General features: G+C 67.5%; 13 protein-coding genes. All 13 read left to right on the forward strand.

Annotated elements, in window-relative coordinates; translation table 11 throughout:
* Positions 1–394: 394 nt before the first annotated feature.
* Positions 395–781, forward strand: coding sequence for a hypothetical protein (locus tag KAY22_RS07985; RefSeq protein ID WP_296622006.1), 387 nt, complete (start codon positions 395–397; stop codon positions 779–781).
* Positions 778–1,131: a hypothetical protein gene (locus KAY22_RS07990; protein WP_296622009.1), complete on the forward strand. Its 354-nt coding sequence runs from the start codon at positions 778–780 to the stop codon at positions 1,129–1,131. Before KAY22_RS07985 ends, KAY22_RS07990 begins: the two co-directional genes overlap by 4 nt.
* Positions 1,106–1,678 carry a helix-turn-helix transcriptional regulator gene (locus KAY22_RS07995; RefSeq protein WP_296622013.1) on the forward strand — a complete coding sequence of 191 codons (573 nt, stop codon included), beginning with the start codon at positions 1,106–1,108 and terminating at the stop codon, positions 1,676–1,678. The genes KAY22_RS07990 and KAY22_RS07995 overlap by 26 nt, the downstream gene beginning before the upstream one ends.
* Positions 1,679–2,072: 394 nt before the next feature.
* Positions 2,073–2,486 (forward strand): hypothetical protein, encoded by a 414-nt coding sequence (locus tag KAY22_RS08000; protein ID WP_296622016.1) that lies wholly within the window; start codon positions 2,073–2,075, stop codon positions 2,484–2,486.
* Positions 2,483–4,201, forward strand: a complete 1,719-nt coding sequence (locus KAY22_RS08005) for a hypothetical protein (protein ID WP_296622018.1) — start codon at positions 2,483–2,485, stop codon at positions 4,199–4,201. The genes KAY22_RS08000 and KAY22_RS08005 overlap by 4 nt, the downstream gene beginning before the upstream one ends.
* 195 nt (positions 4,202–4,396) lie before the next feature.
* Entirely contained in the window at positions 4,397–4,987 is a 591-nt protein-coding gene (locus KAY22_RS08010; protein WP_296622020.1) for a single-stranded DNA-binding protein, read from the forward strand.
* 58 nt (positions 4,988–5,045) lie between these two features.
* Positions 5,046–5,531, forward strand: a complete 486-nt coding sequence (locus KAY22_RS08015) for a hypothetical protein (RefSeq protein ID WP_296622022.1) — start codon at positions 5,046–5,048, stop codon at positions 5,529–5,531.
* Positions 5,528–7,891: a DNA topoisomerase gene (locus KAY22_RS08020; protein ID WP_296622024.1), complete on the forward strand. Its 2,364-nt coding sequence runs from the start codon at positions 5,528–5,530 to the stop codon at positions 7,889–7,891. Before KAY22_RS08015 ends, KAY22_RS08020 begins: the two co-directional genes overlap by 4 nt.
* A complete protein-coding gene (locus tag KAY22_RS08025) occupies positions 7,888–8,403 on the forward strand; it encodes a hypothetical protein (RefSeq protein ID WP_296622026.1) in 516 nt (171 codons plus the stop codon). The genes KAY22_RS08020 and KAY22_RS08025 overlap by 4 nt, the downstream gene beginning before the upstream one ends.
* Positions 8,404–8,408: 5 nt before the next feature.
* Positions 8,409–9,428, forward strand: a complete 1,020-nt coding sequence (locus KAY22_RS08030) for a hypothetical protein (protein WP_296622029.1) — start codon at positions 8,409–8,411, stop codon at positions 9,426–9,428.
* Positions 9,425–10,048: a hypothetical protein gene (locus KAY22_RS08035; protein WP_296622031.1), complete on the forward strand. Its 624-nt coding sequence runs from the start codon at positions 9,425–9,427 to the stop codon at positions 10,046–10,048. The genes KAY22_RS08030 and KAY22_RS08035 overlap by 4 nt, the downstream gene beginning before the upstream one ends.
* Positions 10,045–12,219, forward strand: coding sequence for an ATP-dependent helicase (locus KAY22_RS08040; RefSeq protein ID WP_296622033.1), 2,175 nt, complete (start codon positions 10,045–10,047; stop codon positions 12,217–12,219). The genes KAY22_RS08035 and KAY22_RS08040 overlap by 4 nt, the downstream gene beginning before the upstream one ends.
* Positions 12,220–12,843: 624 nt before the next feature.
* Positions 12,844–13,501, forward strand: a 658-nt coding sequence (locus tag KAY22_RS08045; protein ID WP_296622035.1) for a hypothetical protein, incomplete at its 3' end; no start/stop codon positions are given.

The following is a 13,501-nucleotide window of genomic DNA, read 5'->3' on the forward strand; positions in this document are numbered from 1 at the left end:
ACCATGTGGCGGCACCTTCCGCAGTTCTACCGGCAAATGTTCGGAAGCGGCCGGGGGCGGATGGCAATATTTCCAATAGAAATCAATGGTGTAAGTGGATTTTTGCGGCGGAAATCTGCGTTCTGACCCGCAAATAGTTCCAATAGCAAGATTAGCAAAATCACATGTGATTTTGCGTTTAGGCTGGCGCCACGATTAGCTCCGGAGCAATATCTAGCCGTCACCGCGAAATAGAAGGGGAACTCTCGTGGTCGATCACCGGACCCCAGCGCCTGGATCCCGTGTCGGTGCCGACGGCTCGAAGCGGAAGCTTCGACCCGGTCAGGATCGCGGATCGCAGCCCGTCTCCAGCGCCCGGGCGGGGCGGAAAAAGGAGGTTCCCCTGCAGGTCTTCGTGAGCGAGCGCCTGCGGGACACGCTGAAGGGCGAGGGCCGCACCGGCAATTTTTCGACGCTTGCCGGCTATCTCCGCCATATCATCGACCGCCGGGCCGGAACGGTGGCGGTCGCCGGTTCGGTGCCGGATGCGCGAGTGCCGGTGCTGCTTGTTGGGGCTGCCGACCAGGAGCTGATTCGAGCGTGCGTTGCCCAGTTCCGGATGGCCGGGGTCAACCTCAACACGCTCCTGCGAGATCTCCACGTAGCCCGCCTCGACGCTCGGACGAATGTCGATTTCGCGCGACGGATCGAGGACACCATAGGGGCGCTGGAAAGTAACAGAAAGAGCCTGTATGATGTCCTAGAAATGTCCATAGTGAATGGACACAGGAGGGTGCGTTGACGGCTAGCATCCATGACTTCCGCACGTCCAAGGAGCTGCTGTCGGGTTACGGCCGTGATGCGGTCGTGGGCTGGGGACCTCAGTTCGGCCCGATTTTCGAGGCGGCCTTCCTGGTGGATGCAGGCGATCGGTTCGAGATCCTTGCGAGCCTGCAGCAGGAACTCAGCGATGCCCTGCTCGAACGGATGGTATTCGAGAGAACGATCGGCAATCGCCCGACCGCGGATGATGTGGCTATACTGGCGGAAATGGATGGGGTGATCGTCGAGCAGGGGGCCGCTATTCTGGCGCTCGCCATCGCCCGCCCCGACAGCGGAGGGCGTCATGATGGCCGGGCAACACGAACATGAGCGTCTCGATGGTGACCTTCTCTCCCAGGAGGCAAGCGTGACCGGGGTGGACGGCGCGCGGCGGAAAGAAGAGCGCAAGGGGATCGACCAATTCGTCGGCCGGCGGATCGCCGAGTTCCGGGTAGCGAAGGGGCTGACCCAGGAAGCGCTGGCGCAGCGGCTGGACCGCAGCCTGAACGATGTCCAGCGCTTTGAAAAAGGGGCGCGCGCCAATGCGGGCGTCCTTCTTCAAATTGCCGGCGCACTCGATTGCGATGTGAGCGATCTGTTCCGGGGGGCCCGGATTGGAGACGGTGAGCCGGGGAATACTGCGGCGAAGGGTGAGCGCGTCACCCTGGAGATCAGCCGGGCGGTAGCTCGGATCAATTCACCGCACGCCAAGACGGCGCTGCTCGAACTCGCGCGAGCGATCGGCGATGCAGAGCAGCGGGGCGCGGTGATGGCGGCCGGCTTGGCGGACCTGATCAATCCAGCTGCGGCGGCAGCGCCGAACGCAGAGGGGCAGACGGCCCCCCCAAGGCGTCGCGCCGGTCGGTCCAATGGCTAGCGATCCCGGCTATTGGGCTTTTGCGAGGGTGCTGTCCCGGGCGGCACTGGATGGGCGCGCCGAGGGCACTTGGCCCGGGCCCGGCCGGGTCTTCTGGACGGGTTTGGTCGACGACGCCGGCCGGGCAATCGCGAGCTGCTTTCCCGCGCAGGCAGTCACGTTCCACGACGCCGGATCGGTCGCCATGCTGCGCCGCATCTTTCCCGCACTGGCCGCCTACGAGCCGACACGCCTGCTGATCTCCAGGGTGACGCGCTCACCCTTCGCCGCTTACTCGCGGCCTGGGAGCTCGTCAACGCCACGCGGTACCCTTGATCGGCCTCCCTTTTCGCTGCCGTGGGGGCCAGGCTGGGCTACCGGATCCTCGGCGAGCCTATTCGGGCATGACTGATCCATGAGCTCCGCCACCCCGGCCGCTCAGCTCCTGCTGTTTCAGATCCCGGCCCAAGGTCCAGCTCCAGACGAGGACGGCGCAACGAACAAGCCCGGGCGCAGAAAAAGGCAGCCTCAAAGGGTGCGGAAGACCCTGCAGGCCGAGCTTTTCGTCCCGCCGACCGTGCAGCGCCGGCAGCCCAGGCGGTGCGCGATTACCGAATCCGACGGCGTGCGCGCCATGATCCTGGCCTTGCGGCGGCGCGGCTATCGCGTGACCCGGGTCGGGCGGACGAAGGTGCAGGTCGATGGGCGGAGCTACGACGTCGGCTTGCTGGCGGCCGCGCTTGGCGAGCTTCTGGAAGCTCGCCGCGGCCGCCGTGGCCCCCGCGTGGCCGAGCTCGAACGAATTGGGCGCGAGGACGCCTCGGCATGAACGCCGTGGCCTCTGCGATCGAGCGGGGCGCTCTCGCCGCACGCGCGGCCGCCACCCGACGGGATTCGGGCGGTAGCCCGGGTATCGTCAAGGTGATCTCGGGCGCGCGAAGCAAGGCCGGCGCACACGCGCTGCTCCGCTATGTCGGAAGGCTCGGGGAGGACATGTCCGATCCCGACGCGCCGGGGCAGCCGATCGGGGATCGGGACGTCAGGCTGTTCGATGGCACCGGGCTGCCCATCGCAAGGGACGAGGCCCGTCGTGTCCTCGAAAGCTGGGAACTGCTGACCGATGCCGAGAATCTCACGGGCCGGGCAAAGAAGGCGAGGGACGCCGGCGAGCCTTGGGCGGCGCTGCCGGACGAGGAGCGGCTGCGCCTGGTCCAGGTTCGGCATCTCGTCTACAGCGCGCATGCTCGCGATGCCTGGGAGGAGCGGCTGCTTGAAGCCGCGACGATCGCCGCGGTCAGGGAAACACTCGTGGCGATGGGGCATCGCGCCATCGTCGGCATGCACCGCGAACACGGTGGCCACCCGCATGTGCATGTCATTGTCCGTGCCGCGAATGACGATCCCGGCGGCGAGCGTCTGAGGTTCCGCCCGGACGGCCGTCTGGTCGACGGGTTGCGCGAGACGTTCTCCCGCCACTGCCGCGAGGTTGGCCTCGTTGCAGACGGGTCGCGCTGGTCCGACCGCGGGGAAGTGATTGCGGCGGCCGAGCGAGGCGAGTTGCCCATGCGCGCGGCCGCGCCGCAACGGAAGCCAGGCAGGCCGGTTCGGCGCGGCCGTGGCGCCGGGCCGGGCCGCCTCGCCGAAGCGTCACCCGACTGGTGGGCAGAATTTGGCGCCGACGCTCTGTTGCGGATGCAGTCCCGCCGGCGGCGCGCCCGGGCGGTGTTCGAAGCGCATCGGGCCGGGGTCGCTCCCGACCGGATGCCGCCGGACCCCGTCCCCGCGCCCTCGTCGGCGGTCCGGCAGGTGGGCGGGTCAGGCACGGCACCCGCGGAGGACGCGGGGACGGGCGCCGGCGGCCTGCTGCGCCGGTTTGTCAGGCGGCTAGCGGCGGGCAGAGACCGCGCGACCGAACCCCGTGCCGGCCACGGACCGACGGGCGGGGCGGGCGGCGAGATCCGCGGCCGGGCTCGCGAGCTCCTCAGTCTGTTTCGCCGGCACCGGGCTTTCGAGATCGACGGGCGGGACGAATCGATCGAGGCATTGCGCAGCTATGCCCGGCTTCGTCAGGCTGATCGAGGGCTCGCCGATTGGTATCTGTCCTCCCAACCGATCGTGTTCGGTCCGGTCACCACCGGCGCCGACAGCTTGCGTTCGGACCCCGAACTGGCTGCGCTGCTGGACAAGCTCGATTTCGCGCGGGAAGCGCCGACGCTGATCGGCCCGAACTCCGGCTCGCTCCAAGACCGCCGTCCCGCCAACGACCTTGCGATACGGCAGCTTGCAGCACGGGAGGCGCTCATCCGGGGCCTGGAAGGCCTGGCCACGAGCATCGAGCGGGTCTGGCCTGACGACGCCGGCGTGCTGCGGAACGCGATCTCGCTGCGGGATCGCGCCTGGCGCATCGAGAAGGTACCGCTACGCTCGGTGCTTGCGGAGCCCTCGATCCAGGTGTCTGGCGGTCGTGACGCGCCTGAGCCTTCGCAGGGTGGCCGAGGGCGCCGCGATCCGGATCCCGATCGCGGCCGCGACGGGCGCCAGTGAAATAATCCGCCGAACACAACAACAATCGCCTGCACCCGGGCGTCTTAGCGCCGGGGTCCGGCTTCGGGCCCCGTCGGATTAGGTTGGGCCGGGTTCAGCGGCACGTTCGCCGCCCCGTTCGCACCCCGAGTGGAGGTTCAGTCCTCATCGGCCTGCTCGATCCGATACACCTGAAACCTGATGAGGCGTATCAACATGGCAGGCAATCCCGAGAAAGAAACCCAGTCGTTCCTCGCCGCGAAAGGCACCGGCTGGGTGCAGTTCGTGCCCTATTACAATGACAAGAACTCGCCTTTCCTCGATTTCGTCATTAAGATCGTTGAAGGCGTCGAGAAGCATGACGGCGGTAGTGCCGACTATACGAGCATGGTCCGGGTCAATGTCTTCGGGGACCAGGCGAAGAGGTTCGCTGACCTCAAGGTCGGCGAGGCGGTGACCGCCACCGGGCGCATGTTCACCCAGATCCGGACCACGCGGGACGGCGACCAGAAGGTCAACCTGCAGGATGAACACGGCAAGCCGGTGTTCGAACACGTGATCTCCATCGACGACAAGAACGGCGAGCTGGCCGAGGCCAACCTCGGAGCGATGCCGGCGGCCCGCGGCCGTTCCGGCGATCGCGAGCCTGCGAGCCGCGGCGGTCGCGGTGACCGCGATGCCGGGGGCACCAAGGAACCCGCCGGCGGAGGTCGCGGCGGCGGGTCTGGCGGCAGCGGTCGCGGCCGGGGTGGCCGTGATGCCGGCAGCGAACAGCAGCGGGCGGCCGGCGGCCGCGGCCGCCGCTGAGAAGGGCGGCCGGGACCTCCGCTCCCGGCCCCTTCGATCACAGACCTCGGAGAGCGCCATGGCCGCCCCAGGTACCGGTATCTACACCGTCGTGTCATTTTCCGAGGCAAGCTTCGAAGCCGTCTGGAAAGGCTACCGTGCGGGAACAGGCATGGACGCGGTGATGGCCGACCAGAAGCTTGCCGCCGCGGATGCCCGCTTCGTTGCCTGCCTGCAGGGGAATTTTCGACGGGCTTGCGGCCCGCTGGAGCAGATCGAACCGGAGATGGCGAGGGCCGCCGCGGGCGGATTCCGCGGGTCGACCAGCCGCCGCGAGGCGGTCGTCTGGACCGCCGTCGGGTACTGGCTGGCCAGCGGCGAAACCATCGTCCAGCAGGTCGTGGCCGGTGCGGCGCCCGAAGCCATGCAGCTCGTCCGGCGGCGCCTGGTCGAGGAGGCGCGCTGCGCGCCGAGCGACGCACGGCTCGTCGGCTGCTGCGTCGGGGCCGCCCTGGCAGCCGTCACCGCAGAAAATCTTCCCCTCGGCTGGACATTTCGCAGATGAGCAGACTCTCCGCCTCCGGTCCTACGCTCTACCTCTTCGAAAAGGGCTCCGTCCTCCAGGCGTCGCGCCCGGTGCTGGAGCGCCTCGATCCCGGAGCCGTCCTGGTGACGGCATCGGGTAACCTCTATGACACCGTGGAGCCTGACGAGATCGACCCAGGCCTGAAGGATTGGCGTGCGGTCATCGATCGCACGATCTACTTCGCCGATATTCCGGTCTCCGCATCCGGCAACGCGATGAACGGAAAACGGAAGTCCGAAATCCTTGCCCAGATCGCGGCGGCGGCGAGAGGCTGCAAGACCATCGTGATCGCCACCGACGACGACCGTGAAGGCGACAAGATCGGCTGGGACATCGTCGAGCACAAGCTCGACTGGCGCGGTCCGGTCCGCCGGATGCGCCCACGCGCGGTGACAGCCGAAGCAATCGAGCGCGCGTTTCGCGACATGATGGCGGCCGGCGAAAGCGGTGCCGTCAGATCGTATTGCGGCGCCCTGGAGGCGCGGGGTCGTCAGCACGCCGACTATCACATCGGGATGAACGGCACCCGTCAGGCGACGGTGAGGCTGCGCCCGCCCGGCGAGACGGGCGTCTGGCGATATGGTCCCGTCCTGATGCCGACCCTCGACATCCTGGCCGAACGCGAACTCGAGATCCGCGACTTCAAGCCGGTCGACTACTTCAAGGTGCGCCTGCTCGTCTCGACCCCTGCAGGCGACATCCTAGTTCTTCTCCACAATCCCAAGGAGCGGATCTTCGAACGCGCCAAGGCTGAGGCGATCGCCGAGGCCTGCCGCCGGTGGAGGGGTGGGCCGGTGGCTGTCGAGACCAAGGAAACATGCCATGCGCCGCCGGCTCTCTACAATCTCGATTCCATGCAGCTCGCCGCCGGCCGGGCGTTCGGGTTCTCGCCTTCCGATACGCTGAAGACTGCGCAGGAGCTCTACGACAAGGGCTATATTTCCTATCCGCGCGGAACGGGGACGTTCCTGCCGTTGGACGAAGCAACCGATGCGGCCAGGGTGATTGCCGCCACCAGGGGCCATCCGGCGCTCGGCAACCTCGCTATCCGCGATCCGATTGTCCGACCCACGGTCTATCGTGCCGAGCGGAAGTCCGCTTCCGGCGAGAGCGATGGCCCCGCGCACTATGCCGTCGTGCCCACGACCTCGCGCTTCCAGCCGTCCCAGGTTTCGCGCGAGGCCTCGCTCCTTTACGAGCTGATCGCGCGGCGCTTCGTCGCGGCCCATCTTCCCGACGCGGTCGACGATGCGACGACGATCAAGCTGCTCATCGATGGCGCCGAGTTCGCCGCGCGCGGCACCGTGGAGCGGGAAGCGGGCTGGCGCGCGGTCGAGCGCCCGGAGCGGGCAGGAAAGGTCGCCCGCCGCAGCACCGAGGCCGACGAGGACGGTAGCATCGCGCTGCCGGCAGTCGATGACGGCACCCGCGTCTCGACGGGCGAGGCGTCGACGATCGCGACGAAAACGGCCCCTCCGAAGCGCATCTCGCTTGCCGAGCTGCCGACGATCATGGCCAGGCTCATCGACTGGGTCGAGGATCCGGCGCTGCGCGCCGCTCTGGACAATGGCCCGCACGAACCGCCGAAGGGGCTGGGGACGCCGGCGACGAGGTCGCGGATCGTCGACAACCTGTTCGCGGCAAAATATGTCGAGAAGCTGAAGGCGAAAGGCCGTTCTCAGGATCCCGCGCTGGTGTGCACCGAGCTTGGCCTCAAGGTTCGCAGCGGCTGGCGCAGCTTGTGGCCGGACCATTGCGAACCGGTGCGCCGCGCTCAGACCGAGCAGGCGATTTCCGCGATAGGGCGGGCCAGGTCGATGGACGAAGCATCCGGGCTGCTGGTGCGGTGGAAGGATCATGTCCTCGGCGAGGTCGAGGCGATGGTCGCCGCATTCGCGCGCGGGCGGCCCAGCGCGGAGCTTCAGGGCCGTGCCGTCATGGGCCTCAAGCCCACGCCCAAGATGGTCGGCTTCGCCGAGGAGCTGGCTCGCCGGGCCGGACTGACCTTGCCCGAGAATTACGGTCAGGATGCGAGCGTTTGCCGGAAGTTTCTCGACGAGCAAGCGGCGCCGCGGCAGCAGGCTGGTGGCAGGGCAGGTCCGCCGGGCGCCAAGCCGGCAACGGACAAACAGATCGCGCTCGTGGAAAAACTCGTGCGCGAACGCGGCGCCGAGCCGCCGCCAGCCGGCTGGAAGGCTGATGCCGCGGCCACGTCGGCGTTCATCGACCGGCACATCGGGACGGGGTCCCGCGGTCCAGTCGGAGGATCGCACAAAGCGGCGGCCGAAGGTCGATCGCCGCTATCAATCACCAGGCGGAACAGGAGAAAGCCACGATGAGCATTGCGACGAGCGATCCGGACGCCGGTCCCAGTACGATGCCTGCCGATCCGCTCGAGGAGCTCCGATTGGAGGTGCAGATGCTCCGGGAGGCGATCGAGGCTCTCGCTGCAGCTGGTCCCCAGCCGCTGGCTCCCGCCGTCAGAAATTTCCTTCCTGGAACATCTATCGAGCTGGTGGCACGCTTCATCCGCCTCCACGAAGCCCGCCAGCAGATCGTGGGCCCGAAGCTGACCTTCGAGCTTGAAACCGACGACGTCGATATCATTTCCGCAATCGACAGAAAGCTGGCGCTGCTTGCTCGGCAAATTCTCGTGTCTCCAGAGACGTTGATCGAGGTCCGCGCGCTCGGCCGCCTTCGCGACGTGACCAATTGCGCCGTGCGCGAGGCGGTCGCGAAGCGAGGCCTCTGGGAAACGCTCGAGCCGTTCCATGTCGATGCCTCGGTCGTCGAGCACCCCGGATTTGCCGGCCGGCTCGAGGTCTACCTCGGGAGCCTTCCGGCGAGCTGAAGGACATGGGCTCATCGCGATCAACCGCAGGGGCTTCGGGCTCGAAGCAACAGCAATGGCGGCAGGGGCTTAAGAAAGCCGGCCTGGTCGAGGCCCGTGTCTGGGTGCCTGGCTCCGCCAAAGAGTTGATCGTCGATATCGGCACGCGCATGGCAAACGGCGAGGACGCAGCCACCGTCCTCCTGGACGCAGGCCGCGGTCTCGCTCTACCACCGGTACCGCTTCCGTTTGGCATCGCGGCGCGGGAGACTGCCGAAGGCGAGTTGGCCCGTGAACGAGACCAACCGCCCTGCCAGCTTGCAGCAGTCCCGCAGGGCCATCGTGAGGCAGCTTCGGTGGTCGAGGGCGGCGCTGCTTTCGATGTGCCCGACCCGCAGACGATTGGCGGCAATTCGCGATCGGATCCGGCGGCCGCGGTTGCGGTCGACGGCGCTGGTTCCGACGCGAGCGCGCCCCCGGGACGACCAATGATCAGGGAAGCGCCTCACCGCAGCTTCGGCGCCAGGATTGCCGCGCTCGTGGTCATCTTCGGTATCGGGATCGTTTTTGGCCGCTTTGGCCTGCCTGGCGCCGGGCCGGAGCTTGCCGTCGCCTCCAGCAGCGCTGGTGTCGGGGCGGCGCCGTTGCCCGTCGCGGCCCGCGGCATCGAGATGGAAGCCCTCGACAAGCGGATCGCAGAGCTAACGCATGAGAACGATCAGCTTGCCGTGCACCTGGAGGGATTGCTCGGCGAGATCTCGATCCTGGCGGCCGCATTGGACGACGAGTCCCGCAAGGCGGAGTCCAACCCCTCCTTTGTCGCATCGCCAGCACCTCGGCTGGATGTGGCGAAGGTCTCCCGCACCCCGGATGACGGCCGGAGGCGGGTGGGGAAGGGCGCCAGGAGCACTTCAGCCTCAAGGAAGGCCGCCAGCTCGCCGAGCCCGGGCAATGAAGCTTTGGATCCTCCGATGAGCAGCCAGCTACCGCCGGTGCCGCTGCCCTCCAGCGCGAGGCTTGCGGGATCGGCGGAGGCGCGCAGATGATTGCCTCAGCGGCCGGCGTCCATCCCCTGGTCCGGGAGTTTCTTGCCCTCGATCCGGACCCGGTCGATGTGACAGTCCTCGAGTGCCAGACCCCTGAAGGCGACTGGATCGAAATGGTCCGGTCGACAGGCCGGCAAAGAGCGATTGCCGAGGCCCGTCAGGACGAACTCGCGGCCCGGATCCTTTCGTCCCGGGCGGCAAGGCGGTCGGCGGTCGATGTCTATCTGAGCTGGGAGATCGCTGCGCGTCATGTTCGCTCGATGACGGCCGCCGAGGCGCCGAGCGCGACCTCGGCGCTCTATCTTGCGCTCGAACGTGCCGATGACGAAGCGCTCGATCGGATCCTCGCATCCCTCTCGCCGCAAATCGTGAACCTCGGCGGCGGCAGCTGGGCGTGCGCGACCGGTGCCGCCAACGTCGAGGGTGATGCCGGCGTCTATGCGGTCACCGTATCGGCCCATGGAGACGAGGCCGTCCATCGGTTCGCAGTCCGGCCTGCCGACATCGACCGGTGCGACATCGGCATCGCGCCAAATACCGCCCCTCGGGAGCTGCGCCGGATGGTGCAGGCTATCTGGCGCATGCGCGGCAGGGTGTTGATCTGGGAGACCCAGGAATGACGAAATCTCTGGCCGCGCCGCTTCTGGAAAAGCTGAACGGCGAGCAGCGGGCCGCGGCGCTCGAAACGGAGCGGCCCAGCCTTGTCCTGTCCGGCGCCGGGACGGGCAAGACGACGCTGCTTATCGCCAAGGTCGGGGTCTGCCTCGATCGCGGCTACGAGCCGCATCGGATTGCGATCAGCACCTTCCGGGCGACGCTGGCCCAGGAGTTCCGCGTCCGGGCGCAGCAAGCGTTCGGACGCCGGATAGCGCAGTTGCTGCTCATGGGCACCTGTCACTCGTTGATGGGCAGGTTGCTGCGCAGCCGGCCGGAAGTCGCGGGCCTGAGCGAGCATTACGAGATCGCCGACGAGGCGGCAAGCAGGCGTGCCATGACCGAAGCGGTCGAAAAATTTCCCCAGCGCCTGGTCGACCCCTCTGATCGCAAGCAGATGGCGCGGGTCGGCAAGTGGCTCGGACGGGTCAAGGCGGCCGGCGTGCCCCCGGCAGAGGCCGAAGCGTGGGTCGACGAGCTGCTTCAGGCCAAAGCGATCGTTCGCGACCAGGAAGGCGAGGGCGCCGCGGACGGCGAGGATTTGGAGCCCGAATTGCGCCGGCTGGCCGCGATGTGGCCGGATCTCGGCGGCACCGAGTTGCCCCTCGTTCGCGCGGCCGCGGCAGTCTATCCTGCCTATCAGAAAATTCTCCGGGACCGCGATCTCGCCGACTTCACCGACCTCATCCTCTGGCCCGTGCTGGCGATGCGGAAGGATGCCGGCGCGCTGAGCGATTTCCAGCGGTGCGCAAGCACCTGGCTGGTCGACGAGTATCAGGACTCCTCGGACCTGCAGGTGGAGGCCTTCGACCTGCTTGCGCGCCGACATCGCCGGCTTGCCGCGATCGGGGACGACGATCAGAGCATCTACGGGTTCTCCGGCGCCACCACCTCTGGCATCCTGGGATTTCCGGACCGGTGGCCGGATGCCCAGGTGTTCCGGTTGATTCGAAACTACCGCTGCAGCCCCATCGTTCTCGATGCCGCGAATGCCCTGATCGAGAAGAATGCGGACCGATTCGCGAAACGCCTGGTCAGCGGGCATCGCGGCAAGCGTGGCGAGAACATCGTCATAGCGTCGGCCTCGAGCCGAGAGGACGGCGCATTCTGGGCAGCGGGGTTCATTGCCGATTGGCTTGAGGAGCTGGGCGACGACGGCACTGTTTTCGTCCTATACCGCCAGAACTGGCAGACAAGGGTGCTTGAGGAGGCTCTCGTCGAAGCCGGCATCAGCTACGGGCTGGTCGGCGACGTCTCGTTCTACGAGCGGCAGGAAATCAGGGATGCCCTTTCATATCTCCTGCTCTTCTCGGCATCCGCTGCGCCGGAACTTGGCCGTCAGCTGCCGGCCGCGACATCGGCGGTGATCGGGGCGCCGCGAGCGGACGATGCCGTTGTCGCAGCCTGGGAGCGGATCGCGAACATGCCCGTGCGCGGCCTGGGAAAGAAGTCGCTCGATGCGATTCACGAATTCTGGGTCGCCAACCCGGAAACCGAGGATCTCCTCGCTGCAGGGCTCGAGGCATCCTCGAGCCTGAAAGGCAAGGCGGCGGAAGGCGCGGCCAAGCTGGCGGACCTGCGCGACCGCTGGTTGGAGACGTCGGGCAAGCCGCTCGGCGACCGGCTCTGGGCGCTTCTCCGGTTCTCGGGGTATCTGAGCTTTTGGGAGACCCACGATGACCCGTCGTCCGACCAGCGCCTGAAGAACCTGGAAGAGCTGGCGCGCGTCGTCGACGGGATGACGACGATACCCGAGGTATTCGGTCATGCGGCCTTGTCGCTCGACAGCGTCGACGCCGAGGCCAAGGTTCGCCTCATGACGTTCCACGCGTCCAAGGGGCTGGAAGCCGACATCTGCCTGCTCGCCGACATGATGGAAGGCATCGCTCCGACGAAGCCGGCGCTGGTCGCCGAGGAGCAGGGCGAAGGCGCGCTCGTTCAGGAGGAGCGCCGCGCGGCCTATGTCGCCCTGACCAGAACCATCGTCCAGGCGGCCGTCATCGTGAACGACGTCGGGCAAACTTCGCGCTTCCTGGACGAAATGCTGGACGGCGTTGAAGATCACGAGGTCGAGCGGGTTCTGGCGCCGGCGCGAGGCGCGCGGAAATCCCGACGGCCGCGCGATGCCGCAGAATAGGGTGCCGCAACCGGTGGAGCAGCCTGTCGCGCCGACGACGGCGGCGGGCCGGGCCGACCGGGCCGTCGTCGAGGAAATGCTGCTTCGTCTCCCGGCCGCCGCCGCCCGGCAGGTCTACGACCAACTGGCGAGCGAACTCCGCCCGCATATGCGCGATCCGCGCTCGGCGGCCGGCCAACTGCATCGGAGCCTGGTCCGATCGCTGAACCGATCCCGACCGAACCGGCTCCAGCGCCTGTTCTACTCGCTTGTCGAGGCATTCTTCTCGGACGATACGACGCTGCTATGCACCCCGAGACCGGTGCCCGGCTTCGTGTGCCGAGCCGATGCGCTGGGTATCTGGAAGGCAACCGCGGCCGCCCTGGGCCCACGGCTCTTGACGATGGCGCGCGAAATTGACGTGCTGGCCGAGGATCTTCTCGTCGACGAGGCCATTGCGTTGCCGGCCGCGCAGCGGATCAGGGACGAATTGCGCAAGGTCGCACTCGATCTGCTCGAACGCGCGATGGCGGACAGCGCGAAGCTGGCCTTGCTGCTGCGCGCGGTCGGCGCTGTGCGCGCCGCCGCCCTGGCGCAGCGGCCGCCGATGTTCGGCCCGGTGTCCGGAGAGGCGCAGGTCCGCCGATGGAGCGGGCCGACCTGGTGCCCTATGTCGACATCCTGCGCTTCGGCGAGGCGATCTCGACGGGAGCGCGTGCCGCCTGCGAGCTGTCCCGGCGCCTGCCGATCGGTGCGGCCGAGGCCGATGCGCTGGCCACCGGGATCGAGGCTGCGATGTCCTCGGTGGCGCGGCGCCTGGAACACGAAGGGGGACATCCCAGCCTGTCCGCCTTCGTACCGATCGCGGCGCTTCATGCCGCGCAGTCCTATGCCCCGGTGGTCGCGCTGATGCGCCGCGGATTCTATCCGTCGGTGGCGCCGATCGTCCTGCAGGCGCTGCTCGGGCACTATTCGGCATGCGTGACGGGGTTGGTTTGCGCCTTCGCGCCGGTCGTACAGACGTCGATGTCGGCGGCGGGGTTCGGGCTGTCCGATCGGCTGCGCGAGTATCTCGAACGCCAGATCGACCGATTCGAGGCTCTGCTCGGCGCGCTCTCGGAAGCCGGGCTTGCCGAGAGCGACGACGAACGGCTGCAGTACCTTTTCAAGGATCCCTGGACCGAGCTGCGACGAACTATCGTCGAAAGGATTTGCCCGCTGATCCTCCGGCGGCTCGACGGGGGATTGGAGCCGCGCTGGCTCACGGGCTCGCAACACAAGGAACTGGTGGCGCTGTTCATCG

Origin of the sequence: Rhizorhabdus sp. (genome assembly GCF_018006725.1) — a bacterium.
Taxonomy (GTDB): domain Bacteria; phylum Pseudomonadota; class Alphaproteobacteria; order Sphingomonadales; family Sphingomonadaceae; genus Rhizorhabdus.